Origin of the sequence: Phaeobacter gallaeciensis (genome assembly GCF_001678945.1) — a bacterium.
In the GTDB taxonomy this organism is placed as follows: Bacteria; Pseudomonadota; Alphaproteobacteria; order Rhodobacterales; family Rhodobacteraceae; genus Phycobacter; species Phycobacter gallaeciensis_A.
In genome coordinates, this window is record NZ_CP015124.1 from 3,943,779 (window position 1) to 3,970,328 (window position 26,550).

At 61.4% G+C, this 26,550-nt stretch carries 25 protein-coding genes and 1 tRNA gene; 15 read left to right on the forward strand and 11 right to left on the reverse strand.

Going from position 1 to position 26,550, the window contains the following annotated elements:
- Positions 1-3: 3 nt before the first annotated feature.
- Positions 4-1,326, forward strand: a complete 1,323-nt coding sequence (locus JL2886_RS18565; protein WP_065273351.1) for an MATE family efflux transporter — start codon at positions 4-6, stop codon at positions 1,324-1,326.
- Here JL2886_RS18565 and arsC read toward each other — a convergent pair.
- Genes arsC through JL2886_RS18585 form a run of 4 tightly spaced genes read right to left on the reverse strand, consistent with a single transcriptional unit; the run spans position 1,323 to position 3,482 of the window.
- Complete coding sequence (gene arsC, locus JL2886_RS18570) at positions 1,323-1,664, reverse strand: arsenate reductase (glutaredoxin) (RefSeq protein ID WP_065273352.1); 342 nt, start codon at positions 1,662-1,664, stop codon at positions 1,323-1,325. The genes JL2886_RS18565 and arsC overlap by 4 nt on opposite strands.
- Positions 1,661-2,719 (reverse strand): quinone-dependent dihydroorotate dehydrogenase, encoded by a 1,059-nt coding sequence (locus tag JL2886_RS18575; protein ID WP_065273353.1) that lies wholly within the window; start codon positions 2,717-2,719, stop codon positions 1,661-1,663. Before JL2886_RS18575 ends, arsC begins: the two co-directional genes overlap by 4 nt.
- Positions 2,716-3,147 (reverse strand): DUF1330 domain-containing protein, encoded by a 432-nt coding sequence (locus JL2886_RS18580; protein WP_065273354.1) that lies wholly within the window; start codon positions 3,145-3,147, stop codon positions 2,716-2,718. Before JL2886_RS18580 ends, JL2886_RS18575 begins: the two co-directional genes overlap by 4 nt.
- The gene (locus JL2886_RS18585; protein ID WP_065273824.1) at positions 3,144-3,482 is read right to left on the reverse strand and encodes a DUF952 domain-containing protein; all 339 of its coding nucleotides are present in this window, start codon (positions 3,480-3,482) and stop codon (positions 3,144-3,146) included. The genes JL2886_RS18580 and JL2886_RS18585 overlap by 4 nt, the downstream gene beginning before the upstream one ends.
- Positions 3,483-3,656: 174 nt before the next feature.
- Between JL2886_RS18585 and JL2886_RS18590 the strand changes: the two genes are divergently transcribed.
- A complete protein-coding gene (locus JL2886_RS18590; protein ID WP_065273825.1) occupies positions 3,657-5,234 on the forward strand; it encodes a bifunctional metallophosphatase/5'-nucleotidase in 1,578 nt (525 codons plus the stop codon).
- A 106-nt stretch (positions 5,235-5,340) separates the two neighbouring features.
- On the opposite strand, the gene JL2886_RS18595 is transcribed toward JL2886_RS18590, so the two are convergent.
- Positions 5,341-7,566, reverse strand: a complete 2,226-nt coding sequence (locus JL2886_RS18595; protein ID WP_065273355.1) for a hybrid sensor histidine kinase/response regulator — start codon at positions 7,564-7,566, stop codon at positions 5,341-5,343.
- A 707-nt stretch (positions 7,567-8,273) separates the two neighbouring features.
- On the opposite strand from JL2886_RS18595, the gene JL2886_RS18600 reads away from it, so the two are divergent.
- Positions 8,274-9,236 carry a Gfo/Idh/MocA family protein gene (locus JL2886_RS18600; protein WP_065273356.1) on the forward strand — a complete coding sequence of 321 codons (963 nt, stop codon included), beginning with the start codon at positions 8,274-8,276 and terminating at the stop codon, positions 9,234-9,236.
- Positions 9,237-9,367: 131 nt separating this feature from the next.
- Here the strand turns inward: JL2886_RS18600 and JL2886_RS18605 are convergent, their stop codons facing one another.
- The 4 genes from JL2886_RS18605 to JL2886_RS18620 form a co-directional block, all read right to left on the reverse strand.
- Entirely contained in the window at positions 9,368-10,681 is a 1,314-nt protein-coding gene (locus tag JL2886_RS18605; protein ID WP_065273357.1) for a TRAP transporter large permease, read from the reverse strand.
- The gene (locus tag JL2886_RS18610; protein ID WP_065273358.1) at positions 10,674-11,180 is read right to left on the reverse strand and encodes a TRAP transporter small permease; all 507 of its coding nucleotides are present in this window, start codon (positions 11,178-11,180) and stop codon (positions 10,674-10,676) included. The genes JL2886_RS18605 and JL2886_RS18610 overlap by 8 nt, the downstream gene beginning before the upstream one ends.
- A 75-nt stretch (positions 11,181-11,255) precedes the next feature.
- The gene (locus JL2886_RS18615; RefSeq protein WP_065273359.1) at positions 11,256-12,278 is read right to left on the reverse strand and encodes a TRAP transporter substrate-binding protein; all 1,023 of its coding nucleotides are present in this window, start codon (positions 12,276-12,278) and stop codon (positions 11,256-11,258) included.
- Positions 12,279-12,395: 117 nt separating this feature from the next.
- A complete protein-coding gene (locus JL2886_RS18620) occupies positions 12,396-12,857 on the reverse strand; it encodes a MarR family winged helix-turn-helix transcriptional regulator (protein WP_420480632.1) in 462 nt (153 codons plus the stop codon).
- Positions 12,858-12,959: 102 nt separating this feature from the next.
- Between JL2886_RS18620 and JL2886_RS18625 the strand changes: the two genes are divergently transcribed.
- From JL2886_RS18625 to JL2886_RS18660, 8 genes are read left to right on the forward strand one after another with little or no spacing between them, the layout of a single operon-like run.
- Positions 12,960-13,904, forward strand: a complete 945-nt coding sequence (locus tag JL2886_RS18625) for a PDR/VanB family oxidoreductase (RefSeq protein ID WP_065273361.1) — start codon at positions 12,960-12,962, stop codon at positions 13,902-13,904.
- Positions 13,905-13,914: 10 nt separating this feature from the next.
- Positions 13,915-15,255 carry an aromatic ring-hydroxylating dioxygenase subunit alpha gene (locus JL2886_RS18630; RefSeq protein ID WP_065273362.1) on the forward strand — a complete coding sequence of 447 codons (1,341 nt, stop codon included), beginning with the start codon at positions 13,915-13,917 and terminating at the stop codon, positions 15,253-15,255.
- Complete coding sequence (locus tag JL2886_RS18635; protein ID WP_065273363.1) at positions 15,252-15,725, forward strand: aromatic-ring-hydroxylating dioxygenase subunit beta; 474 nt, start codon at positions 15,252-15,254, stop codon at positions 15,723-15,725. The genes JL2886_RS18630 and JL2886_RS18635 overlap by 4 nt, the downstream gene beginning before the upstream one ends.
- Entirely contained in the window at positions 15,722-17,326 is a 1,605-nt protein-coding gene (locus JL2886_RS18640; protein ID WP_065273364.1) for an AMP-binding protein, read from the forward strand. Before JL2886_RS18635 ends, JL2886_RS18640 begins: the two co-directional genes overlap by 4 nt.
- A complete protein-coding gene (locus JL2886_RS18645) occupies positions 17,323-18,492 on the forward strand; it encodes a thiolase family protein (protein WP_065273365.1) in 1,170 nt (389 codons plus the stop codon). Before JL2886_RS18640 ends, JL2886_RS18645 begins: the two co-directional genes overlap by 4 nt.
- Positions 18,489-19,739 carry an SDR family NAD(P)-dependent oxidoreductase gene (locus JL2886_RS18650; RefSeq protein WP_065273366.1) on the forward strand — a complete coding sequence of 417 codons (1,251 nt, stop codon included), beginning with the start codon at positions 18,489-18,491 and terminating at the stop codon, positions 19,737-19,739. The genes JL2886_RS18645 and JL2886_RS18650 overlap by 4 nt, the downstream gene beginning before the upstream one ends.
- Positions 19,736-20,509, forward strand: a complete 774-nt coding sequence (locus tag JL2886_RS18655; RefSeq protein WP_082996133.1) for a cyclase family protein — start codon at positions 19,736-19,738, stop codon at positions 20,507-20,509. The genes JL2886_RS18650 and JL2886_RS18655 overlap by 4 nt, the downstream gene beginning before the upstream one ends.
- Positions 20,506-21,231, forward strand: coding sequence for an SDR family NAD(P)-dependent oxidoreductase (locus JL2886_RS18660; RefSeq protein WP_065273368.1), 726 nt, complete (start codon positions 20,506-20,508; stop codon positions 21,229-21,231). The genes JL2886_RS18655 and JL2886_RS18660 overlap by 4 nt, the downstream gene beginning before the upstream one ends.
- Positions 21,232-21,382: 151 nt before the next feature.
- Here JL2886_RS18660 and JL2886_RS18665 read toward each other — a convergent pair.
- Positions 21,383-21,458: transfer RNA gene (locus JL2886_RS18665), tRNA-Ile, on the reverse strand.
- Positions 21,459-21,495: 37 nt separating this feature from the next.
- Positions 21,496-22,425, reverse strand: a complete 930-nt coding sequence (locus JL2886_RS18670) for a LysR family transcriptional regulator (RefSeq protein WP_065273369.1) — start codon at positions 22,423-22,425, stop codon at positions 21,496-21,498.
- 119 nt (positions 22,426-22,544) lie between these two features.
- Here JL2886_RS18670 and JL2886_RS18675 point away from each other — a divergent pair, with 119 nt between their 5' ends.
- The 4 genes from JL2886_RS18675 (at position 22,545) to rnd (ending at position 26,520) form a co-directional block, all read left to right on the forward strand.
- A complete protein-coding gene (locus tag JL2886_RS18675; protein WP_065273370.1) occupies positions 22,545-23,513 on the forward strand; it encodes an MBL fold metallo-hydrolase in 969 nt (322 codons plus the stop codon).
- A 126-nt stretch (positions 23,514-23,639) separates the two neighbouring features.
- On the forward strand, positions 23,640-24,686 hold the full coding sequence (purM, locus tag JL2886_RS18680; protein WP_065273371.1) for a phosphoribosylformylglycinamidine cyclo-ligase: 1,047 nt from the start codon (positions 23,640-23,642) through the stop codon (positions 24,684-24,686).
- Positions 24,683-25,279: a phosphoribosylglycinamide formyltransferase gene (gene purN / locus JL2886_RS18685; protein ID WP_065273372.1), complete on the forward strand. Its 597-nt coding sequence runs from the start codon at positions 24,683-24,685 to the stop codon at positions 25,277-25,279. The genes purM and purN overlap by 4 nt, the downstream gene beginning before the upstream one ends.
- Positions 25,280-25,362: 83 nt before the next feature.
- Positions 25,363-26,520, forward strand: a complete 1,158-nt coding sequence (gene rnd, locus JL2886_RS18690; RefSeq protein WP_065273826.1) for a ribonuclease D — start codon at positions 25,363-25,365, stop codon at positions 26,518-26,520.
- Positions 26,521-26,550: the final 30 nt, after the last annotated feature.

Sequence of the window (26,550 nt, forward strand, 5' to 3'; positions counted from 1 at the left end):
GCGATGACTGCCGCGTCCGAGGCGCCAATCACCCACGGCCGGGTTCTGAAGATCGCGGTGCCGATCGTGCTGTCCAACGTGACGGTGCCGATCCTTGGCGCGGTCGACACCGGCGTGGTGGGGCAGATGGGGCAGGCGGCCCCGATTGGCGCCGTGGGTATTGGTGCCGTCATCCTGGCCACCGTCTACTGGATCTTCGGGTTCCTGCGCATGGGCACCACCGGGCTTGCGGCGCAGGCGCGTGGCGCCGGGGATATGGCTGAAACCGGCGCTCTTTTAATGCGGGGACTGATCCTGGCCGCATTGGCCGGTGGCGTCTTTATCGTGTTTCAGACGCTTCTGTTCTGGGGCGCCTTTGCGCTGGCCCCGGCCAGCGCCGAGGTGGAGACGCTGGCGCGCGAGTATCTGACCATTCGGATCTGGGGCGCCCCTGCCACAATTGCGCTTTATGCCGTGACCGGCTGGCTGATCGCGATGGAGCGGACACGCGGCGTCTTCATCCTGCAGATCTGGATGAACGGGCTCAATATCCTGCTGGATCTGTGGTTCGTTCTGGGTCTCGACTGGGGCGTCGAAGGCGTCGCGGCGGCGACCCTGATCGCCGAATGGAGCGGCCTGGCGCTGGGGCTGTGGCTGTGCCGCGATGCCTTTGGCGGCAATCAGTGGCGCGACTGGGGACGGGTGTTCGACCCCGCACGGCTGCGCCGCATGCTGCAGGTCAATGGCGACATCATGGTGCGCTCGGTTCTGCTGACCGGCTCCTTCACCACCTTCCTGTTCATTGGTGCGGATCTTGGCGATGTGCAGTTGGCGGCCAATCAGGTCCTGTTGCAGTTTCTGGAGATCACCGCCTTTGCGCTTGATGGCTTTGCCTTCTCTGCCGAGGCGCTGGTCGGCGGTGCCGTCGGGGCAAAAAGCCGCGACCGGATGCGCCGGGCGGCCTTGCTGGCCTCTTTCTGGGCGCTTGGCGGTTCGGTGGTCCTGTCGCTGGCCTTTGCCTTTGGTGGCGGTACGATCATCGATGTGATGACAACCTCGCCCGAGGTGCGTAGCACGGCGCGGCTGTTCCTCTTCTGGGCGGCCCTGGCGCCTGTGCTGAGCGTTGCCAGTTACATGCTCGATGGTGTCTTTATCGGCGCCACATGGACGCGGGACATGCGCGTTGCGATGATCCAATCGGTAACGCTTTATGTGGTGTCGCTGCTGGTGCTGGTGCCGCTGTTTGGCAATCATGGCCTTTGGGGCGCACTGATGGTGCTGAACGTGGCGCGGGCCGCCACGCTTGCCCTTCGATATCCACGGCTGGAGGCCAGTGTCGCCGCCTAAAGCAGCGCTTCGATGGCCTCGGTCGGGCGGCCAATCACGGCCCGGTCACCCTTGATGGCGATGGGGCGTTCGATCAGGATCGGGTGTTCCGCCATTGCGGCCAGCAAATCTGCCTCGGCGCTGTCCTTGGAAAGGTCCAGCTCCTTGAAGGTCTTTTCGCCCGTGCGCATCATGCCGATTGCAGGCAGGTCCAGCGCGGCTTGCACCGTCTTGAGCTCTTCCAGGCTGGGCGCGTCTTTCAGATATTGCCGCACGTCGACTTCGGCGCCGCGCTCCTCCAGCAGGGCCAGACCAGCGCGGGATTTTGAGCAGCGAGGATTGTGCCAATAGGTGATCACAGCCAGTCCTTTCTTTTGGTTCCAACAGCTTGCGCGACGTTGTCAAAGCCGTCACGTGCCAGCAGCGCATCCAGCCCGCGTGCGATATCGCTCGCCAGCGACAGACCGCCAAAGACCATCGCGGTGTAGAACTGCACCGCCGAGGCGCCTGCGCAGATCTTGGCATAGGCTTGTTCTGCGTTGCTGATACCGCCAACCCCGATCAGCGGGACCTGGTCCTGCAACAGCTCTGAAAGCTGCGCCAGAACCCGGGTAGAGCGGTCAAACAGCGGCGCTCCGGACAGTCCGCCTGCTTCGTCCCGATGCGCGCTTTTGAGGCCCTCGCGCGACAGGGTGGTGTTGGTGGCGATCACCGCGTCGATGCCGCTTTCCAGTGCCACTGCGGCGATATCCTCAATCCCGGCGCGGTCCAGATCGGGGGCGATCTTCAGGAATACGGGAACCCGGCGCGGCAGACCATCACGGGTTTCGATCACCCCGGCCAGGAGCGCCGACAGCGCTGCCTTGCCCTGCAGGTCGCGCAGTTTTTCGGTGTTGGGGGAGGACACGTTGACGGTGGCAAAATCCAGATGCGCGCCGCAATGGGCCAGGACCCGTGCGAAATCGGCAGCGCGGTCCTCGCTGTCCTTGTTGGCGCCAAGGTTCAGACCGATGACGGCATCGCGGGGACGCTGCGAAAGGCGCTTGCCGATCACCTCCATGCCTTCGTTGTTGAAGCCAAAGCGGTTGATGGCAGCGCCATCCTCGGTCAGGCGGAACAGGCGCGGTTTGGGGTTGCCGGGCTGCGGGCGGGGCGTTGCGGCGCCCACCTCGATAAACCCGAAACCGGCGCGCGACAGCGGCAACAGCGCCTCGGCGTTCTTGTCAAAACCTGCCGCCAGACCCACCGGGTTCGGCAATTCGATCCCGGCCAGCGTTGTCTTCAGACGCGGCGACGTCACCGGGCCGGGCGTCGGTGTGAACCCCGATGTCAGCGCCTTGATCGACAGCCCGTGTGCGGTTTCGGGATCAACGCGGTGCAGGGCGGCAAGGGCCAGCTTCTCTGTCAGCTTCATCCGAAACTCGCTCCGCCTTTCGCAGGGCTGGTGCGGATCAGGCGCGAGGTCTCAACCGCGGCCTGACGGTGCACCACCGCCTTGCGGTAATCGGGGTCGGTCACCATCTCCAGAAACGCATGGGCAGTGGGGTAGCGGGCGATGAACATCTCGTCCCAGACCTCATCCCCCGGGCCGATCAGGGTTGCCTGCCAATTGCCGCGCCAGACGATACCGGCGCCGAGGCGGGCGATGATCGGCGCGGTTTCGCGGCCGTAATTTTTGTAAGCCTCGGCCCCCGTCAGCCCGGTGCCAGCCAGCGCGTGATCCTCGGGGTAGGCGGCGGTGTCGCGTAACTTCACAAGGTTCAGCATCTCGATGGGCTGGTCGCGGTCGAGCCCCTTGAAGGCTTCGAACTGGGCGCGGTCCGGGTCGATATAATGGCTCATGTCATCTCCTGCGGGAATTGGTGACGCCCATCCTTCAGCGGCAGCGGTTTGGCCCAAAGCACCTCGTCCAGCGTCATTTCGCGATAAAGATGGGGGAACTCCGCGCCGCCGCGCGAGACTTCCCATTTCAGCGCATCGCCCAGGGTGTCAGCCTCCAGCGCGAGGAGAAACAGCCCCTCCGCACCCGCGAAATGCTTGGCCGCGGTCTCGGCGGCCTGTTCGGCGGTGGAAAAGTGGATGTAGCCATCGGAAAGGTCGATCGGCGCGCCGCGGGTGGTGCCCGCAGCCTCAAATGCGGCCCATTCGTCCGCCCGGAAGATTTTGTAGATCAGCATGAAATCGTGATGCCCCGCGCCGCGCATGGAATCAAGCCTGTAATCCGGCGGTGCTGATGCCCACTGCCTGCGCAGGCTGACCCTAGGAAACCCGGTCTGGTTGTTTTTCCCCTTTGACTGGCGCGTTGTTTGGTCGCACCATTCCTCCAATCATAAAACAAGGGAGTCCTGATGATGATGACACGTTTCCTGATGTCGGTTGCGGCACTGGGGCTGACGGCGGGCGTTGCTGCTGCCGATTACAAGCTGACCATTCTGCACACCAATGATTTCCACTCCCGGTTTGAACCGATCAGCAAATACGACAGCGGTTGCCGCGAGGGTGACAACGCCGAGGGCAAATGCTTTGGCGGTTCCGCCCGTCTGGTGAGCGCGATTGCCGATGCCCGCACCCGTAGCAACAATTCGATCCTGGTGGATGGTGGTGACCAATTCCAGGGCTCGCTGTTCTACACCTATTACAAGGGTAAAGCCGCGGCCGAGATGATGAACAAGATGGGCTATGACGGGATGACCGTCGGCAACCACGAGTTCGACGATGGCCCCGAGGTGCTACGCGGGTTCATGGATTCCGTCGGGTTTCCGGTGCTGATGTCCAACGCCGATGTTAGCGCGGAACCTGCGCTGGCCGATGTGCTGAAGAAATCCACGGTGATCGAGCGCGGCGGCGAAAAGATCGGTCTGATCGGTCTTACGCCCGAAGACACACATGAGCTGGCCAGCCCCGGCAAGAATATCACCTTCTCCGATCCGGTGGTTGCCGTGCAGGCCGAGGTCGACCGTCTGACAGCGGAAGGCGTCAACAAGATCATCGTGCTGAGCCATTCGGGCTATGGTGTAGATCAGCGCGTTGCGGCCGAAACCAAGGGGGTCGATGTGATCGTAGGAGGGCACAGTAACACTTATCTCTCCAATGTTTCGGATCGGGCGGTTGGGCCTTATCCGACGATGGTGAACGGTGTGCCCATCGTGCAAGCCTATGCCTATGGCAAATTCCTGGGCGAGCTGAACGTGACCTTTGATGAGGCTGGGAACCTGGTCGAGGCGGTAGGTGAGCCGCTGATCATGGATGGCACCGTGGCTGAGGATGAAGCCACCGTCGCCCGTATCGCCGAGCTGGCGCAGCCGCTTGATGAGATCCGCAACAAGGTGGTGGCCGAGGCTGCGGCTGCGGTGGACGGAGACCGCCAGACCTGTCGCATTCAGGAATGCCAGATGGGTAATCTTGTTGCGGATGCGATGCTGGACCGGGTCAAGGATCAGGGCGTGCAGATCGCCATTGCAAACTCGGGCGGTATCCGTGCCAGCCTGGAGCCGGGCGAGGTGACGATGGGCGAGGTTCTGACCATCCTGCCGTTCCAGAATACGCTTTCGACCTTTGAAATCTCGGGTCAGGAACTGATTGCTGCGCTTGAAAACGGTGTCAGCCAGGTGGAAGAGGTCAAAGGCCGCTTTCCGCAGGTGGCCGGGCTGACCTTCACCTGGGATCCTGCGGTTGCCCCGAACGAAGGGCGCGTGCAGGAGGTGATGGTCGATATGGGCGACGGATTTACCCCGCTGGATCCAGCCAAGACCTATCTGGTTGTAACCAACAACTACGTGCGCAATGGGGGCGATGGCTACAAGGTCTTCTCAGGGGATGACAAGAACGCCTATGACTTTGGTCCCGATCTTGCGGATGTGCTGGCGGAATATCTGGCAGAGCAAGGGGCATATTCGCCCTATACCGATGGGCGCATCGCTCAGAAGTAATCGGGCTTGCGGGTAGTGGATTCGCGCGCAGTCAAAGGCTGCGCGCAAATCATACATTTGACGTGCCCCGCCTCTATGGGGGCGGTTCTGGAACGTTGAACTGCCCCTATGCGGCCTTCCGGGGGACCTGTTGCAAGAGCGACAGCAACTGAGGCTTTGACACCGGCTTCGCCAGAACCTCGTCCATGCCTGCCGCCAAATATTGTTCCAGTTGCTCAGGCATGGCGTTGGCGGTGACGGCGACGATAAAGCAGGGCAGCCGACGGGTGGCCTGTTCCATGGCGCGAATCTTCTGCGTCGCCTCTACGCCGTCCATACCGGGCATCTGAATATCCATCAGAACCACATCAAAGGCAGAAGCGCGCACCATGTCGAGTGCTTCTGTGCCGCTACAGGCACTGTGAACCTCGCAGGAGGTATGGCACAGGAACTTTTCGAGGATCAGCCGGTTGGTCTTGTTGTCATCGACTACCAGAACCTCCATCGCCGGAGCGTCTGACAAGGTGGCGACATCCGTGGTGGACTGAAGCGGTCCCGTGTCTACGTCAGGGCCTGGGACCAGGGGTAGTCTGATTTCAAAGGTTTCGCCTTTCCCGGCTTTATCGGCCAGTTCCAGGCTGCCGCCCATCAGGTGGCACAATTGACGGGAGATCGACAGCCCCAGACCGGTTCCGCCGAACTTGCGTGTGTCGCCCGCATCCGCCTGCTGAAAAGGAAGAAAGATCGCCTGCCGGGCCCCGATGGGAACGCCGGCACCGGTATCACTGACCCGGACCAACAGCTCGCTACCCTCAGCCGTGGGTTCCGCTGTGATGGTGACGCTGCCTGACTGGGTGAACTTGATGGCATTGGAGACCAGATTGTGGAGGACCTGGCGGAACCGGTGTCCGTCGCCGACGATCATCTGAGGCAGATCCTCATGAATGCTGGCGCTGAGCTGCAGGTGTTTTTCTTCGGCTCTAGCTGAAAACAGTGATCGCGCACCTTCGATTGCATCGCGGAGTGCGAAAGGCCGGGTTTCCAGAGCCATCCGTCCCGCTTCGATCTTTGACAGATCGAGAACATCGCCGATCGTCGTGAGCAGCACCTGACCGGAATCCTCGATAATGCGAAGATAGTCATGCTGTTCCCTGTCCAGCGCGGTTTCGCTCAGCACCGAGGCCATCCCCAGAATGCCATTCAACGGCGTACGGATTTCGTGGCTGACATTTGCCAGAAAATGCGATTTCGCGCGGTTGGCGGCTTCTGCTGTCGCCAGCGCCTCGCGCAGGGCCTCGGCAGACCGTTCTCTTTCGGTGATGTCGACAAGGGAAACGGACCAACCCAGGAGCGGGCTCTTGCTTTGCATAGGGCTTTCGATCGGCAGCGCGCGCAGATCAAAGATACGCTGGTTGAGCCGGATCGGTTCCGCGTTGGCCAGAATGCCACTGTTCAGGAAGGACTGCAGTGTCGTACCGATCTTGTCCAGATGATCCAGCGTGTCGCCATGGCGTGGAAGGGTTTCACCAAACAGCATTTTGGCGGCGGGATTGGCCCCTGCAAAGCGACCGTCTGCGTCCAGAATGATCACCGGATCATGGGTGGCATAGAACAACAGGCTCCGGCCCTGTGCGACGGTATCCATCATCGTGTTGTTCAGCAGCAGCCAGCTCAGCGCGATGAGGGTCACGGCAAACATGAAGGGGGTGGGATCATATCCGAAAACAGTGAAACCATTGAAGATATAGGCCAGATTGGCCGTGAGCGGCGCTGCGGTGATGAAAATCAGCACCGCGAGGAATGGCCGAATGATTTTCCTGGCCCGGATCAGCGCATAGGTCAGCAGCCCAAGGGCGGTGCTCACAAAAATATAAAGCCCAGCCGCAACCGCATAAAACAGGGGGCCATGGTCAAAAATGACGAATGTATTTTTGCCCTCGGTCACAAGCCGGGTGTCAGGACCATACAACAGCTGCGTCTGACTGTTGGTGGCAGCGATGAGGGCGACAAGGATTGGCAGAGCGACATAGAGCAACAACCGGATCGGTTGCCGCTGGCGGCTGGAATTCATCGTGTAGTCGAAGACAAAGAAGGACCAGGCGATCGGCAGCAAGGTGATGCCGGGCCAGGCAGCAAGGGACCAGGCAACCTTGCAGGCTTCTCCGGGCGAAGCGAGATCGGCGGCAACGGTAAAAAGCCACCACAGCATCGCACTCAATGTCAGCAGAAAGGCGGGCTTACCCGCAAAGCGGGTGTTGCGTGCGACCCAGAACAAGATCATGGCGCAGATCGCCCAGAGCATGGCAGCGGTCGCAGCGGCCAGCGTAACATGCAGGTGTGTCAGGCAGGTCATGGCCTAACCGGAACACCCTGGGGGCAAGTTGTGCAGCGTAGAGGCGAGAGCATGAAAAGATATCTTCGATATTGATACGTATGGCGTCCGGTTTCGCACAAAGGGTGTCGATCATTGTTTCGTGAGGACAGAGTGACGGTATATCGCGAAGATATTGAAAACAAGGCGGAAAGCCTGTGTGGTAAATGGTGTGTTGCCGGGCTTGGGCCGGGCTGTCGATTGCCCATATCTTTGAGCTTTCTCAGCAGAGCAGGATTCGCTGTCGCCCCTCAGCAAGTGGGCGATGGCCGGTTTTGGGCCAATACAGGTTAATTCCAAGGGCAATCTTGGCCGTGGCAACAGGGGCAAAGCGAGGCTTTGTGATCGTTTCTGCGGTCACAACTCCGGCTTGCAGGTGCCGTCAGGTAACCGGAGGTTTGTGATTGAGGTACCGCTAAGCTCCAGTCATACGTAGATTGTTTTCATTTTGAGACCTGAGCGGCTGCTACTTTTGATCGCGGCGTCTGTGGCATGGGGGTCCGGAAACAGGTCGCATCGCTCTCTTTGCATGTGTTAGGGATAATTGTCACAAAGCGCCTGCTGCGGAAGCGCCGATCTGTCTGTAATTACACATGACAAACAACAGTAGCCGATCCACCTCTGTGGGGCGGGACCTTTGATCCGGCGATGCTGGATCAATACAATTGGAAGTAAAAACAGGAGCCAACATGGCCGTAAAGACAGCGGTAATCGGACTGGGGATCATGGGGCAGCGGATGCTTGAGCAACTGATCCTGCACAAAGACTACACTCCGGTAGCCCTTTGGGATCCGTCTGCGGACGCTTGCGCAGCCGCGCAGGCACTGGCGCCTGAGGCTGAGGTGACAGGTTCGCCCGAGGCGGCGATCGCGGCGGCTGATCTGGTCTATCTTGCTTGCCCTCCGGTACCGCGCAAAGCCTATGCCCTGGCGGCGGCTGCGGCTGGCAAAGCGGTGTTTCTGGAAAAACCGCTGGGCGTTGATCTGGCGGAAAGCGAGGCGCTGGTGGCAGGGCTCAAGGCCAGCGGCGTACCAGCAGCGGTGAATTTCACTCAGGCCGCCGGTGCGGCTCTAACGGATATCTCCAGTGCTGCCCTTGCAGGGGAAATGGGCGATCTCGTCGGGGTGGATATGGTGGTGACCTATGCCGCCTGGCCGCGCGCCTGGCAGCAGGCGGCGGATTGGCTGCGGTTCCGCGCCGAAGGCGGCATGACGCGCGAGGTCCTGTCGCATTTCCTGTTCTTCACCCAGCGGATCTTTGGCCCGCTCACCGTCTCATGGGCGCAGCCCTCTTACCCTGGGGACCCGGCGCTGTGCGAAACGGCGTTGTTGGCCCGGCTGGAAAACGAGGAAGGATTGCCGGTGTCGATTCTGGCTTCGGTCGGCGGTGCGCAGCCGGATCGTCAGGAGTTCACCATCAAGGGCAGAAAGGCCAGCCACCGGGTTTCGAATTTCTCGGACCATGCCATCTCGGAAGGGGGCGACTTCGTTCCGGTGCCCCAACCTCCGGCTGACCGTCGCACCGTCGCGCTGCAAGCGCAGCTGGACGATTTCCTTCTGTGCAGGGCGGGCAAACCTCACCGGCTTGCCACCCCGCAAGAGGCGCTGGAGGTGCAGCGCCTGGTTGAGGAGATGTTGGGCGGAAAAGGCTGACAGGCGTTTGGACCTGCCGTTGGGGCAGGTCCATCCTCGATACCTTGCTAGGTGGCGGAGAGGTGAGCCGCCCTCACGTGGTACATGCGCCTCGGCCCACGAAACTCCAAGCACCAGTTCCGCCGCGCTTCCTACATTTGACTTGGCAAGAACAGCACAAGCGTAGGGAAGGCGAGTAGCAGGATCAGGCGCAGGATATCCATCAGCCAGAAAGGCGTCACGCCGCGAAAGATGGTAGCGGTCGAAACGTCACCAACCACCCCTTTGAGGATGAAGACATTCAGGCCGACGGGAGGCGTGATCAGGCTGATTTCAATCACGACGACGACAACGATCCCGAACCAGACCGGATCGAACCCCAGCGATGTGATCAGGGGAAAGAAAATCGGTACGGTCAGAAGCAGCATCGACATGCTTTCAAAGATGCAGCCGAGGCCGAGGTAGATCAATATGATCAGGATCATCACGACCCAGGGCCCCAGATCAAGCGATGTGACCAGCGCTAGTAGCCCTTCGGGCAGACCGGCCAGATTGACGAAGTTGGAAAACACCCAGGCCCCTATAAGAACCGCAAAGAGCGAGGCCGTGGTCAGAGCCGTCTCGCCCAGGACTTCGCGAATGCTTCGCCAATTCAGGTTGCCCCGGGCCAGAGCGATCAGGAAGGCGCCCATTGCCCCCATGCCTGCGGCCTCGGTCGGGGAAAAGGCGAGATTCAGCGGCCAGAAATTGAGCGCTCCGTAAAGGCCGCCGATGACCAGAAAAAACAGCAGCAGAACGGCCCAGACATGGCTGAGCGCCTGCAGGCGTTCGCCCCATGTGGCACGCGTCCCGGCAGGGCCTGCCTCTGGGTTGCGCATCACGGTCAGGCGCACGGCCGCAAGGTAGAACAGGACGCCAAGGAAGCCGGGAACGATGCCCGCGATGAACAGCTTGCCGATCGATGTTTCCGTGAGCAGCCCGTAGATGACCAGGATCACCGAGGGCGGAATGAGAATGCCCAGGGTGCCGCCCGCCGCGATGGAGGCACTGGAAAGACCGTCTGCATATCCGTATTTGCGCATTTCCGGCATGGCCACCTTGGCCATGGTTGCCGCCGTTGCCAGAGAGGATCCGCAGATGGCCGCAAACCCACCGCAGGCCACGATTGTGGCCATGGCCAGACCGCCACGGAAATGTCCCAGAAAGGCGTTCGAGACGCGGTAGAGTTCGCGACTGATCCCACCCTTGTTGACGAAAAGCCCCATCAGGATGAACAAGGGAATGACGCTGAGCCCATAGTCCTGTGCGGTGTCGATGATTAAGCGCCCGACCATCGAAATCGCAGCGCGATAGCTGGTTTCGTAAATCAGCCCGATCATGCCGACAAAACCCATGGCAAAGGCAATCGGGATGCGCAGCAGGACCAGAACGAAGACGGCGATAAAGCCAAGGAAGGATTCAAGCATTCTTGGCCTCCAGCATATGCGGCGCAATGAGGTGCAGCAGGCCGCGCCCGATCAATGCGACAGCGGTGACGTAGATCATCGCTGCGATGAAATAGGCGATATAAAAGGTGGGGATCGACAGATATTCTGTCACGTCGCCGTAGCTGCGCGAGCGTTCCGCCAGATCGACAACACGGCCCGCCGGATACCACAGCATCACAGCACAGATCAGGGCAACAGCCGCATCACGCCAGCGTTCAAGTCTCATCCTGCGGAACGGCCCGTCCAACAGATCAACGGCGATATGGCCGTTCTGGGCGCTCAGAACCGGCAAGGCGGCGAACACGATAAGCGCAATGCCGATACGGATCAGTTCGGTTGCCGCTTCGATCGGGGCATTGAAAACCGAGCGCATCAGCACATCTGCAAAGGTCAGGCACATCAGCGCAAAAAGGGACAGGTTGGCCAGGAACATCGGCAGTTTTGAAAGGGCGGTCAGGAACCGGAGGGCGTATTGCATCGGGCCTCGCTTGAGCGCAGGTGGATATGAAAGGACCGGCGCCCATCTGTGCGCCGGTCCCGTTTTCCGGATCGTTTACTTGCCGGACGCGGCGGCCATTTCCTTGACCATCATGTCATAGGCGGCTTGCCCGTCGATGCCTGCGGCTGTCACCTCTGCGATGATCTTGTCGCGGACCTCTGCGGCCATGACGGCAAAGGCTGCCTGATCTTCCGCGCTGGCCTCAACGATCTTATTGTCCGCGGTGTCCAGGGTCAGCTTGCGTGCGGTCGCGTCGCTTTTGTCCCAGACCGCGCCCATCATCCGCGAAGCAGGTTCGCCGAAGACCTTGCTGTCGAGGGCCTCCTGCACATCGGCGGGCAGGCTGTCGAATTTCTCCTGGCTCATGATGACCGAGAAGGAGCCACGATAGAAACCACCGGGCATTTCGTAAACGTTCTTGGCAACTTCGTTCAGTTTGAAGCTGATCCGTTCGCCAAGGTTCATGGCAACGGCATCTGCAGCGCCAGAATCAAGCGTCTCGTAGACCTTGGGGGCAGGCACCTGGATGCCGACAAGGCCCAGTTTCGCGCCTACGTCTGCGGAGACACCACCGCCCAAACGTGTCTTGAGGCCAGACAGATCGGCCAGGGTGTTGACCTCTTTGTTCGAGTGGATCTGCCCCGGGCCGTGGGTCGTCAGCGCGATGACCTTGACGCCGCGATGCTCGTTCAGGTCCTTGAGAATGGCTTCGTGCACCCGCCAATGAGCGACCGAGGAGGCTTCGGCGTTGCCCTCGTAGCCGGGGATCTCGACCAGCTTGGTGCCGACGAACCGTCCGGGCGTGTAACCGTGAAACAGGATTGCCACATCCGCGATGCCATCAAGGACCAGATCCATCTGCGCAGGCGGCGAGGCAAGGCCGCTCTTCAGCTCGGTTGCAACGGCACCGTCTGTCGCCTCTGACATCATCTCGCCCAGTTGAGCGAACATTTCAGTGTTCACCGGGTGGGTGGGCGGCAGCCATGTGGAAATGGTGATCGTTTCGGCAGAAAATGCACTGGTTCCCATGCTGATCGCAACGGCGGCGCTGGCCAGAATCTTGGTTAGCTTGGTCATTGGAGTGTCTCCCAGAATGTTGGATTCATACCATTTTCAGGGTCTAGCGCCCCAATTTGGAAGGTATATGCGTTTTCATGTAACTCCATTTTTGCCGTCTTGAAAACTATTTTCTGCTTAAAGCTTCTCTGGCGCGTCCTCTTCCAGGGTGTTCAGCAATGCATGCAGTATGGGCTTCAGTTGGTGTCCGCCGTGCTCTGTCAGGCGTTCTAGCAAGGCTTTTTCATGGGCTTGTGCCTGTGGAACCAGCCTGTTGGTCAACGCGCGCCCCTCCGGCGTCAAAAAGACGCGGACCCGTCTGCCATCTTCGGGATCACTTTGGCGGATCAGTAGTCCGCGCTTCTCCATCTGGGCGATGATGCGGGTCAGGCGGGATTGCTCCACCAGCGCGATCCGGGCCAGCTGCGTAATCATCGCGCCTTCGCAGTCGTGCAGGCAGGCCAGCACCCGCCATTCCGGCACGCGCAGGCCCGAGCTGCGGACTTGGGCGTGAAACTGGGCACTGGCCCCTTCGCTGGCGGCAGCAAGCAGATAAAGCAGGTAGTTGCTCACAAACCCCGGTGTGCCATCCGGGCTCACTGGCATTGTCATAGGTCCACCCAGCATGCGCCAAGGCGACGCCCAGAAATGTCTTGACCTGAGTTATATGAAATTTCATATTCTTTCAAAAGGAGGACTCCCGTGAGCAAAATTGATGGTGTCGTACTGGAGGTTGCACCGCTGACCGACCGTATCAGCAGCCTGACAGTGGCTGCAACAGATGGTCGCGTGTTGCCCGAATGGGAGGCTGGCGCGCATGTCGAGTTCGACGTGCCGGGGGGAACCCGCGCCTATTCTCTGGTGGCCTTTGACCCGGGCCTCATGTCCGCGCCGAAGGAATACCGCATCACCGTTCAGCGCGAAGATGAGGGGCAGGGTGGCTCCAAGGCGATGCATGCGCTGACGGTGGGAGATCCTGTCACTCTCGCAGCGCCCAAGAATGATTTCCCGGTGAAGCTGGACGCCCCGGCTGTTCTATTGGCGGGCGGTATCGGGGTCACGCCAATGATTTCGATGGCGGCGGCCTTGCAGGCGGCAGGCCAAAGATTCGCGTTCCACTATGCGGGCCGTACGGGTGCCGCCATGGCCTATCACGAGAGGCTGGCGGACACCTTTGGCGAGGCGTTTCACCTGCATTGCGATGATGACACGAGCGCGCTGGATCTGGATGCTCTCATAAGTGGGCTGGGGGATGCGCATCTATACGTCTGTGGTCCGCGCGGGTTGCTGGATGCGGTGCGCGCCAAGGCCGAAGATGCCGGTATTCCAGCGGATCATGTGCATTTTGAACTCTTCACCGCAGCCGAGGCGCAGGACGGTGACAGCGCCTTTGAGGTGCAGATCAACGATGGCAGGGTCTTCACCATCCCTGCGGACAAAACCATCGTGGAGGTGCTGGAGGAGCATGACGTCGATGTCCTTTACGATTGCCAGCGCGGCGATTGCGGCATCTGCCAATGCGATGTGATCGAGGGCCTGCCGGATCACCGCGATGTTGTGCTCAGCGAAGCGGAACGCGCCGCTGGTGATGTGATGCAGATATGCGTGAGCCGTGCGAAATCCGCGCGGCTGGTGCTGGATATATAGGGGAACGGACATGGTCAGCTATTCAGGAAACCCAACTGCCGCGGCGTCCCTTGTGCAGCCCCATCAGGTGCACCGGGATGTCTATATCAACGAGGACATCTTCAAGCTTGAGATGAAGCACGTCTTTGCCAATTCATGGGTGTTTGTCGGCCACGAAAGCCAGACCCCGGCCAAGGGCGATTACTTTGCGACCCAGATCGGGGATCAGCCGGTCATCCAGGTGCGCCACAAGGCGGATGACATTCACGTTCTTTATAATCGCTGCCCGCACAAGGGCACCAAGATCGTCATCGACCGGCAGGGCAACACCGGTAAATTCTTCCGCTGCCCCTATCACGCGTGGTCCTTCAAGACCGATGGCTGCCTGCTCGCGATCCCACTCAAAAAGGGATACGAGGGCACCGGCCTTGAAGACACCGAAAGCGGCAAAGGCATGAAGGCGGTCGGCGCCGTCAAGAACTATCGCGGCTTCATCTTTGCGCGGCTCGCCGAGGAGGGCATCAGTTTCGAGGAGTTCTTTGGCGACAGCCTCAGCTCGCTCGACAATATGGTGGACCGCTCGCCCGAAGGTCGGCTTGAGGTGGTTGGCCCGCCGCTGCGCTATCTGCACCACTGCAACTGGAAAATGCTGGTCGAGAACCAGACCGATACCTGCCACCCGATGGTCGCGCATGAAAGCAGCGCCGGAACCGCAGTGAAGCTATACGAAGAGCTGGACCTGCCGGAAGGCACGCCCAAGCCCCCCGCGATGGAGATCATCGCGCCCTTCATGTCTCCCTATGAGTTCTTCGAGGGCATGGGGATCCGTACATGGCCCAACGGGCACGGGCACACGGGTGTCAGCCATTCGATCCATTCGGATTACTCCGCCATTCCCGGATACTTCGAGGCCCTGACCGAAAGCTACGGCGAAGAGCGGGCCAAGGCCATTCTGGACGACAACCGCCACAACACCGTCTATTTCCCCAATATCATGATCAAGGGGCCGATCCAGCAGTTGCGGGTCTTCATCCCGCTCGCGGCCGACAAGACCATCGTCGAAAGCTATATCTATCGTCTGGTTGGGGCGCCGGATGCGCTGACCGCCCGTACGGCGATGTACAACCGCATGATCAATGCGCCCACCTCGATTGTGGGGCATGACGACCTTGAGATGTACGAGCGCGCGCAGGAAGGATTGCACGCCGACGGTATGGAATGGGTCAATGTCCAGCGTCTTCTCGAAGACGACGAGGATTTCAGCGAGGAAGCCGTCCACAATGGCACCACCGAACGCCAGATGCGCAACCAGTTCAACGCCTGGGCCAAGTTCATGACCTATGATGCCCCGGAACAGGAGGTGGCGGAATGAGTGTCACACGGGATCAGCTGATCGATTTCATCTATGACGAGGTGCGGATGCTGGACGAGGGGCGCTATGACGAGTGGCTGTCACTCTGGCTGCCCGACGGGATCTACTGGATGCCGCTTGATTACAAGCAGACCGATCCGATCAATCAGACCTCGCTTCTATACGAGGACATGTTCATGCTGAAACTGCGGGTCGAGCGTCTGAACGGCGCGCGCACCTTCAGCCAAAAGCCTAAAAGCCGCTGTCATCATGTCATTCAGCGCCCATTCGTGGACGAGATGGGCGAAGACCGTTTCGTGACCAATACCTCGATGCACTACGTGGAGACGCGCCTGGACGAGCAGCAGTTGCTGGCCTTGACCGTGCGGCATGATCTCGCCCTGGTGGACGGGGCGCTTCGGATCGCGGGCAAGCGGGTTGATCTCCTCAATTGCGACGCGGCCTTCCGCAATATCCAGTTGCTGCCATGATCACCGCACAGACCGTTTTTGGCGCATTTGCAGAAAGCGCCGCCCGCTGGCCCGACCGCCCGTTCCTGAATGTGCTGCCTGAGACGGCAGAGATCTACGGGATCGACACAGGTGAGATCACCTACGCCGAGGCCCTGAAGACGGTGCAGGACCATGTCGCAGAGATTGAGGCCGCCGGATACGTCAAGGGCCAGCGCGTCATGGTCCTGCTGGAAAACCGGCCCAGCTATTTCCTGTGGTGGCTGGCCTTCAATGCGCTGGGGATCTCCGTCGTTCCCGTGAACCCCGATCTGCGCGCTGCAGAGATGGAATATATGATCGGGCACGGCGAACCTGTTCTGGCCTTGTCGCTGGCCAGCCGCGCGGACGAGCTGCGCAGCGCCGCTGAGGCGGCCAAGGTCCAGATGCCTGTGGTGACACTCGGTGACCCTCTGCCACGGGCCGTCACGACCGAGGCGATTGCCGCAAGGACCGGCGATGCAGAGGCGGCGCTGCTCTATACCTCCGGCACCACCGGGCAGCCCAAGGGCTGTATCCTGACCGATGAATATTTCACCGAGGCGGGCCGCTGGTACAGCACCGCAACCGGCGTTTGCGCACTGAACACCGACGGCGAGCGGATGATCACGCCGCTGCCGATCTTTCACATGAACGCCATGGCCTTTTCCTTCATGGCGATGGTTGCCGTGGGCGGCTGCCTGACGGCGCTGGATCGTTTCCATCCACGCAGCTGGTGGGACTCGGTGCGCCGCAGCCGGGCAACCTGCCTGCATTATCTGGGCGTGATGCCCTCGATGCTGATGGGGGCGGAGCCTTGCGCGGAGGATCGCAATCATTCGGTGCGCTTCGGGTTTGGCGCAGGGATTGATCCAAAACTCCATGCCCCCTTCGAGGAACGCTTCGGCTTTGCCCTGACCGAGGCTTGGGCGATGACCGAAACCGGGGCAGGGGCCACGATCTGTGCCAACCGCGAACCACGCAATGTGGGCACCTCCTGCATCGGCTGGCCGCAGGACACGGTCGAGGCGCGGCTGGTGGATGACAGTGGCGCCGATGCCGATCAGGGTGAACTGCTGGTGCGTCACGCAGGGTCGGATCCGCGCAAGGGGTTCTTTGCGGGATATTTCAAGAACCCGGACGCCACGGATGAGGCCTGGGAAGGCGGTTGGTTCCATACCGGCGATATCGTGCGGCGCGCGGCGGACGGGACGATGTATTTCGTCGACCGCAAGAAGAACGTGATCCGCAGATCCGGGGAAAACATCGCGGCGGTCGAGGTGGAATCCGTGCTGGCCCGCCATCCCGCAATTGCCGGTGTCGCGGTCGCGGCTGTCCCTGATGAGATCAGGGGAGACGAGGTCTTTGCCTGCATCATTGCAAAAGATGCGGCCAACCCGCAGCTCGCCGAAGAGATCACCACTTGGTGCCTGACGCAGCTGGCCTATTACAAGGCGCCCGGCTACATCGCCTTTGTCGACGAGCTGCCCGTCACCGCGACCCAGAAACTGCAACGGGCGGTGTTGAAGGCGCGCGCCGCTGAACTGCTGACCGATCCGCAGACCGTTGATACCCGGCATCTGAAAAAGCGGAGCGCGGCATGAGGCGCTTGCCCTATGATGGCGTCGTTTTAACGGCCCCCGTGTCGGTGCCCTACGTCCGCTACACCAACGAGACGGCCCATTGGTGGATCGCCCGCGCCCTGCGCGAGGCGCTCAACGTGATCGGGATGACCCCGCAGCAGCTGGACGGGCTTTCTGTCTCCAGTTTCACGCTGGCGCCCGATACGCCGGTCGGCCTGACGCAGCATCTGGGCCTTTCGCCTCGGTGGCTCGATACCGTTCCGATGGGCGGGGCCTGCGGCGTTGCCGCCCTGCGCCGGGCGGCGCGTGCGGTGCAATGCGGCGATGCCAATGTCATCGCCTGCGTGTCGGGGGATACCAACCGGATCGATAGTTTCCGCACCCTTCTGTCCGCCTTTTCGCGGTTCTCGATGGATGCGACCTTTCCCTATGGGTTCGGCGGCCCCAACGCGAGCTTCGCCCTGTTGCAGGACGCATATATGCAACAATTTGGCGCCACGCGTGAGGATTTTGGCCGTATCGCGGTGGCGCAGCGGGCCAATGCCCTGAAGAACCCGCAGGCGATCATGAAAAAGCCGCTGAGCCTCGATCAATACCTTGAGGGCCGCATGATCTCGGACCCGATCGGCCTGTTTGATTGCGTGATGCCCTGCGCGGGCGCTGAGGCCTTTGTGGTGATGCGCGAAGAGATGGCCGTGGCCAAGGGCCTGCCCTTTGCCCGCATCAGCGCCACCATCGAGCGCACCAATGCCTTTCCTGAGGATCCCATGCAGCTGCGTGGCGGCTGGGCCGTGGACGTGGACGAGCTGTGGCAGATGGCGGGCCATGGCCCTGACGAGATCGACGTCCTGCAAACCTATGATGATTACCCGGTGATCTGCATGATGCAGTTCGAAGACCTGGGGTTCTGCGCCAAGGGCGAGGGCGCTGAGTTTGTGCGCCGCCATGATCTGACCATCGGCGGCGATTTCCCGCATAACACCTCGGGCGGGCAGCTGTCCGTCGGACAGGCCGGAGCCGCAGGCGGCTATCTTGGACTGGTCGAAGCACTGCGACAGGTGACGGGCACAGCGGGACCAACCCAGGTCGAGGGCGCCCGCCGGGCGGCCGTGTCGGGCTTTGGCGTGATCAACTATGACCGGGGTCTTTGTTCCTCTGCCGCCGTGATCGAAGGAGGGACGACATGATCAGGCCACTTTCCCCGCCGAAAAAGAAAGACCCGCAAAAACGCACCACCGTGCCGGTGCTGCCCCCCGCCACGCGCAGCCGGGCCGCGTTGGGGCTGGGTGTGATGGCCGCGCAGGGTTGTTTTGGCCTGCAGGTCTGCGCAGACTGCCAGGCGGTGCAATATCCACCGCGTGATGCCTGCCACAAATGCCTGTCCACTGATCTGCCTTGGCAGGATGTGGATCCATCCGGCACGGTCATGGCTGAAACCACGATCCGTGTGTCGCCTGAACCCTATTTCCGTGAACGGATGCCCTGGCGCATGGGGGCGGTGAAACTCGATGCCGGGCCCATGCTCAACTGCCATCTGCATGGCGAGGTTGGCCGCGGTGATGCGGTGCGCATGGCGTTGAAACTGGACAGGGCCGGGCAAGGCGTATTGGTTGCGCTGCCACAGAAAGGAAGCGATGCGATGCAAGATGATTCCGTGCTGCGGGCGATGTCGTCCGATCCAAAATACCGCCGCGTCCTGATCAGTGATGCGCGCGCGCCGGTGGCTCTGGCCCTGACGCAGGCTCTGCTCAAGGCTGGTGCCTCTCACGTGTTTCTGGGAGAGCCTGAGGCCTGGCGCAGCTGGCCGGAACGGGCGGCGTTCGAGCAGCTGGAGAATGTCTCGCTTCTGCCGCTGGATGTGACGGATGTGGCCTCGATCGAAAAGCTCGCTGCCGAGATCGGCGGCAAGGTCGATATCCTGATCAACACGGCCAGCTTTGTGCGCCCCGGCGGGATCATGGGCAATGACACGGTCTTTGCCCGCGACGGTTTCGAGGTGAACAGCATGGGCCTGATGCGGCTGGCGCAGGGGTTTGGCCCCGGCATGGCGGCGCGGGTGCAGGATGGAACCAATTCGGCGGCGGCCTTCGTGAATATCCTCTCGGTTCAGGCGCTGGTGCCGGATCCGGGTTTTGGCACATTCGGGGCGTCCCAGGCGGCGGCGCGGTCGATCTCGCAAAGCCTGCGCGCCGAATTCCGCCAGAGCGGCTTGCGCGTGATGAATGTCTATATCGGCCCCATCGAGGGTGATGCCTGGTTTCAGCCGCTGCCGCCGCCCAAGGTCACGCCGAACGCCGTCGCGCGCTCGGTCGTCGGCGGGCTGGTTGATGGGCTGGAAGAGGTCACCTGCGGCGATATCGCCCGTGATCACTATGCGCGCTGGCAGGCTGATGCGCTGTTGCTGGAACGGGAAATGACCGGAGGCGGATCATGAGCGATCTTATTGCAGATGTGGCCGTGGCGCTGGGCAGCGGTGCGGCGCGTATCGTGGACCTGACCCATACGCTGGACCCGGATTTTCCGGTCATCATCCTGCCGCCGGAATTTGGCCAATGCGCCCGCTTCCGCATGGAAGAGGTCAGCGCCTATGATCATCGCGGCCCCGCGTGGAAGTGGCACAACCTGACCCTCAATGAACACACGGGCACTCATTTTGACGCTCCTATCCACTGGGTGTCGGGCAAGGATGTGCCCAATGGCGCAGTGGATGAGATCGACCCGGGCGTCTTTGTCGGACCGGTCGTGGTGATCGACTGTTCCGAAGGCGCGGCCAAGGACGACGATTTCGAGCTGACACCAGAGATCATCGAAGCTTGGGAAGCCGAACACGGAGAAATCCCTGCCGATAGCTGGGTCTTGATGCGCACCGACTGGTCCAAGCGCAGCGGGGCAGCCTATCTCAACATGGCAGAGGACGGGCCGCATTCACCGGGGCCGACCCCGGCAGCGATCGAGCTGCTGCTGAAGCGGGACATTCGCGGGTTCGGGACGGAAACCGTTGGCACCGATGCCGGTCAGGGATCTCATTACGTGCCACCCTATCCGGCGCATTACTTGCTTCATGGGGCAGGCAAATTCGGGCTGCAATGCCTGCGCAACCTAGATCAGCTGCCCCCCACGGGCGCGCTGCTGATTGCCCCCCCTCTCAAGATTAAAGGCGGTACGGGCAGCCCCCTGCGCGTGCTGGCAATGGTGACGACATGAGCAAGTATACAGCCGTGATCACGGGCGGCAGCAAGGGCATTGGCGCCGATCTGGGGCAGCGCCTGATTGCTAGGGGATACACGGTTGTCTCCCTGTCACGCGGCGCGCCTGAGTGGTCGGATCCGGGCCTGCACCACGTGGAGGTCGACCTGCTGGACGCAAGCGCCACGGCGCAGGCCGCAGCAGAAATCGCAGCCAATCATGATGTGACACATCTGGTGAACAATGCCGGGATGATCTGGCCCAATCTGCTGGAAGAGGCGACGCCCGAAGATCTGGCCGGGCTGACGCAGCTGCACCTTGCGGCCCCGCTGACGCTGTTGCAGGCCTTCTTGCCTGCGATGAAGGCGAAGGGCTTTGGAAGGGTTCTTTTCAACGGTTCGCGCGCTGCGCTTGGCGTGCCGACACGTACGGCCTATTCCGCCACCAAGGCGGGGATCATCGGCATGGCCCGCACCTGGGCGCTGGAACTGGCCGGGCATGGCATCACGGTGAATGTGGTCTCTCCCGGCCCCGTGCAGACCGATAACTTCTGGGGGATCATTCCCAAGAGCAGCGACCGTGAGGCAGAGCTGGCGAAGCGCATTCCGGTGGGGCGTCTCGGCACGGTGCGCGATATCTCGAACGCCTTTCTGTTCTTTTGCGATCCGGAGAACGGGTTTGTCACTGGTCAGACCCTGTATGTTTGCGGTGGCGGCAGCGTCGGGGCGATGTCGCTTTGACCGGGGCTGCTCCGTAGCGCTTGAAAAATGCACTGCAATTCTAAAGCAAAAGTACGGCCGCTGTCGGCTTGTGCAACAGCGGTGCTGCGCCGCAAGAAAAACCGATGGGTGCGCAGGTGTACTGCGGCATTGAGGCAAGTCATTGGTGGTGTGGTAGGCCCGGCAGGATTCGAACCTGCAACCAAAGCGTTATGAGCGCTCTGCTCTAACCGTTGAGCTACAGGCCCGCCGTAAGCAAGTGGTTAGGAAATGGCGCGGGCAAGGTCAAGCGGTGATTGTCGCGGGTCTCGGCTGCGCCGCTCGGCGGTGTATTTGGGTCAGGCGCTCTGTCACTCCATCGATCACCAGTTCCCGCCGCCGGTCGATACTGTGGCGCGAGGGGAAGACCGCAAAGACGTCCTTGTCCGGGGCGTTGTACTCCGGCAGCACCTGTTCGAAGGTGCTATCGCGCAGCTGGTCATCGACAAAAGGACGCGGGGCGCGGGTGTAGCCAGAGCCGTTGGTCACCGCCTGAATGATGAGTTCGGGATCGTCTGCCGTGAAACCAACCCGTATCGGCGCCAGGACTTCCTCGCCATCACGGTGCAGCGGAAAGAAACCTTCGGTCTGGTCTTCGTGCAACTGGATGAACTTAAGCCTTAACAAGTCTTCGGGCTGCTGCGGTCGCCCCACGGCATCAAGATAGGCCGGGGAGGCAAAGAGCACGGTTTCCAACTCCGCGATCTTGCGGCCCACGCCATCGGTGCTGCCCAGCTTGCCGCTGCGGATGGCAAGATCGTAATTCTCGCGCACCACGTCGACCAGCCGGTCCTCCAGCCGCATGACGATGTCTAGATCGGGGTATTGCCGGTCCAGCTCCAGCAGAAGCGGTCCGACCACGCTGCGGCCAAGGAAGGTACTGGTGCTGATGCGAAAGGTACCGGAGACGCTGGCGTTCAGGCTGTCCAGCTCGGCCGTTAGTCGGTCATAGCCACCCAGCAGCCCCTGCGCGTGGGTAAAGACCAGATCCCCGGCGCGGGTGGCCTGCACCCCGCGAGCACTGCGGTGCAGCAGTTGCTGGCCCAGCAGGCTCTCCAGTTGCTTGATCTGCTGGCTGACGGCGGATTGGGTCATACCCCGGCGCTGCGCTGCGCGGTTCAGGCTGCCTTCATCCAGTGCCACGACAAATGTTTCCAGAAGTGAAAGCCGGTCCATGATGTACCTATTAGCAAAGCTTATAATCGGTATCTGACTTTTGTGACTGATACCTAAGATATGTGCGTCTTATCTGCAGGGTGCGGGGAAAATCCGCTGATCAGATATTGGAGCACCTTATGACTATCACCCGAAGAACCCTTTTGAAAGCCGCTGCGATCGCCCCAGCGGCGGCTGCAGCACCTGCATTGATCACTCCTGCTGCTGCGGCGCCGCAGGGGCCGACGCCAGTGCTACATCAGTTCACACTGGGCGATGCGCGGATCACCGCGCTGCTGGATGGGCATCTGGCGATCAAGCCGGAGTTTTTCACCGGCTATGACGCCGCCAAGGCAGAGGCGGCGCTGGCAGGCTCGCTTTATCGCGAAAATGCGAAAGGTCTGGAAATCCCGGTCAATGGCTATCTGGTGGAGCAGGGCGGTGAATATACCCTGATCGATACCGGGACGGCGCAATTGATGGGACCTGATCTGGGCGCGCTGCCTGCGGCCCTGGCAGCGGCGGGTGTGACGCCTGAGCAGATTACGACCGTGCTGCTGACCCATATCCACCCTGACCATAGCGGTGGATTGCTGACGCCGGATGGCCGTGCCGCCTTTGCCAATGCGGAACTGGCGGTGGCTGCGGCGGAGTGGGATTACTGGCACGATGAGGCGGTTCTGGCTGCGGTGCCCGAGGAAAGCCGCGGCTTCTTCCAGACGGCGCGCAGCAGCGTCGCACCCTACGCAAACCGTCTGAAACTACTGACGGGCGAGGCTGAGGCCGCAAGTGGGCTCAGCGCGGTGCCGCTGCCCGGCCACACGCCGGGCCATACCGGATTCATGCTTGATGCGGGCAGCGAGGCGCTGTTGTTCTGGGGCGATGTTGTTCACAGCGCCGCCCTGCAATTCGCCGAGCCGGACTGGACCATTCCCTTTGACGTCGATCAGGCGCTGGCCGCGCAGACACGGCGGCAGATGTTCGACCGGGCTGCGGCGGATGATCTGCTGGTTGTCGGGATGCATTTGGACTTCCCGGGGCTGGGCAAGGTGCTGCGCGCAGGGAAAGGCTTCCGGTTTCATCAGGCACCTTGGCAATTCGGCCTGTAATCCGGGCGTGAGAGACGCAGTTTGACAGGTTTGCCGTGCTGCCTCTTGCGGCGCGGCAGATTCCCTTGTTCCCTTCCGAAGCGCCTTGCGTTAAAGGCTGCGCAACGTTTCTAAAGGAGCCAAGTGATGACCAGCGGCAAGAACGGTTTGACCTATGCGGATGCAGGTGTGGACATTGATGCAGGAAATGCATTGGTGGACCGGATCAAGCCGGCCGCGAAACGCACCAATCGCTCTGGCGTGATGAGCGGTCTGGGCGGTTTTGGAGCGCTGTTTGATCTGAAAGCCGCCGGCTACAATGATCCGATCCTGGTTGGCGCCACCGATGGCGTCGGCACCAAGCTGCGCATCGCCATCGACACCGGCGTGGTGGACGGCGTCGGCATCGATCTGGTTGCCATGTGCGTCAACGATCTGGTCTGTCAGGGCGCCGAACCTTTGTTCTTCCTTGACTATTTCGCCACCGGCAAGCTGGACACAGAAACCGCCGCCCGCATCATCGAAGGCATCGCCGAGGGCTGCGTGCGCTCTGGCTGCGCGCTGATCGGCGGCGAGACGGCAGAAATGCCGGGCATGTATCCCGAAGGCGATTTCGACCTTGCGGGTTTTGCCGTCGGCGCGATGGAGCGCGGCACCGCGCTGCCCGAAGGCGTGGAAGAGGGTGATGTCCTGTTGGGGCTGGCCTCGGACGGGGTGCATTCCAACGGCTATTCGCTGGTGCGCAAGCTGGTCGAGGTTTCCGGCCTCGGCTGGGATGCTGATTGTCCCTTTGCCGAAGGTACTCTGGGGGAGGCGCTGCTGACTCCGACCCGGCTATATGTGAAACAATCGCTGGCGGCGGTGCGGGCAGGGGGCGTGCATGCGCTGGCCCATATCACCGGCGGCGGGCTGACCGAGAACCTGCCGCGGGTGCTGCCCGAAGGGCTGGGCGCCGATATCGACCTCAGCGCCTGGGACCTGCCGCCTGTGTTTAAATGGATGGCGGAAACCGGCGGCATCGCCGAGGCAGAAATGCTGAAGACCTTCAATTGCGGCATTGGTATGATCCTGTCGGTCTCTGCCGACCGCGCAGATGCGCTGACCGAGGTTCTGGAAGGCGAAGGCGAGACCGTCAGCCGCCTTGGTACGGTGACTGCGGGCGAGGGTATGCGTTATTCGGGCAAGCTGCTGTGAGCCACAAGAAGGTTGCCATTCTGATTTCGGGCGGCGGCTCCAATATGGTGTCGCTGCTGGAAAGCATGACCGGAGACCATCCGGCGCGCCCTTGTCTGGTGCTGTCCAACAATGCCGATGCGGGCGGGCTGAAGAAGGCCGCCGCTGCCGGTGTTGCCACCGCAGTGGTGGATCACCGCCCGTTCAAGGGCGACCGCGAGGCGTTTGAGGCGGAACTGGTCAAACCCATTCTGGAGGCGGGCGCCGATATCGTCTGCCTTGCCGGGTTCATGCGGGTTCTGACCGCTGGTTTCGTGTCGCAGTTTCAGGGCCGGATGTTGAATATCCACCCGTCGCTGCTGCCCAAATACAAGGGGCTGCACACCCACGCACGCGCGCTGGAGGCTGGCGACAAGGAACACGGCTGCACCGTGCACGAGGTCACGCCCGCGTTGGATGATGGCCCGGTTCTGGGGCAGGCGCGGGTTCCGATCCTACCGGGGGACACGCCCGAGGATCTGGCCCAGCGGGTTCTGGTCAAGGAACATCTGCTCTATCCGGCAGTGCTGCGTCGTTACGCAGCCGGGGACCGGACACCGGTTCTGATCGACTGATCTTTCCCGCGCCGTTTGCATTGCAGGAACCAAGGGCGTATCACCGGGTGATACGCATGAAATATAAAGAAAAGCCGCGACCGATGAAAACACTCACCACCACCGTAGAGTTGACTGCCTTCTGTCAGGAGGCTGCCAAGCATGACTATGTGACGGTGGATACCGAGTTCCTGCGCGAGCGTACCTATTATTCCAAGCTGTGCCTGATCCAGCTGGCGTTTTCCGGCGATGGTGAAACGGACGCGGTGCTGGTCGATCCGCTGGCCGACGGTCTGTCTCTGGAGCCGCTTTACACGCTGTTCCGCGATGAAAGCGTGGTGAAGGTGTTCCATGCCGCGCGGCAGGATCTGGAGATTTTCTGGGTCGATGCGGGCGTTTTCCCGAAACCGCTGTTCGACACGCAGGTGGCCGCCATGGTCTGCGGATTTGGCGAACAGGTGGGCTATGAAACTCTGGTGCGCAAGATCGTGAAACAGGGGCTCGACAAGACCTCGCGGTTTACCGACTGGTCGCGCCGCCCCTTAAGTGATGCGCAGAAAACCTATGCGTTGGCGGATGTGACCCACCTGCGCCGGATCTATGAATACCTCGCGGCTGAGCTGGACCGCAGCGGTCGCAGTCATTGGGTGGCCGAGGAACTGCAGGTTCTGACCGACCCAGCTACTTATGACATTCGCCCGCAAGAGGCCTGGCGCCGGATCAAGACCCGCACCACCTCGGGTAAATTCCTGGCCGTGGTGCGCGAGCTGGCGGCCTTCCGCGAAGATTACGCACAGCGCAACAACGTGCCGCGCAACCGTGTGTTCAAGGACGACGCACTGGTCGAGCTGGCCTCGACCAAACCGCGCACCGGATCGGATCTGGGTGGTTCGCGCCTGCTGCTGCGCGAGGCCCGCAAGGGCGCCATCGCCGAAGGTATTTTGGAGGCAGTTGGCCGCGGTGTGAACTGCCCGCCGGAAAAACAGCCCAAGCCCGACCGCAGCCGTGAAAAACTGCAGGTCAATCCCGCGCTTGCGGACCTGTTGCGGGTACTGCTGAAGGCAAAGACCGAAAGTTCAGGCGTCGCGGCCAAGCTGATCGCGCCTAGCGCTGATCTGGATGCTATCGCCGCCGGGCAGCGCGATGTGGCGGCCCTGACGGGCTGGCGCCGCGAAGTCTTTGGTGCCGATGCGCTACGTCTGTGTGACGGGGAAATCGCGCTGGCGGCGCAGGGGCAATCCGTGAAGGTTGTTTCCCTCTAAGCGGCACCCGTTCCTGCGAAAAATCTCTCA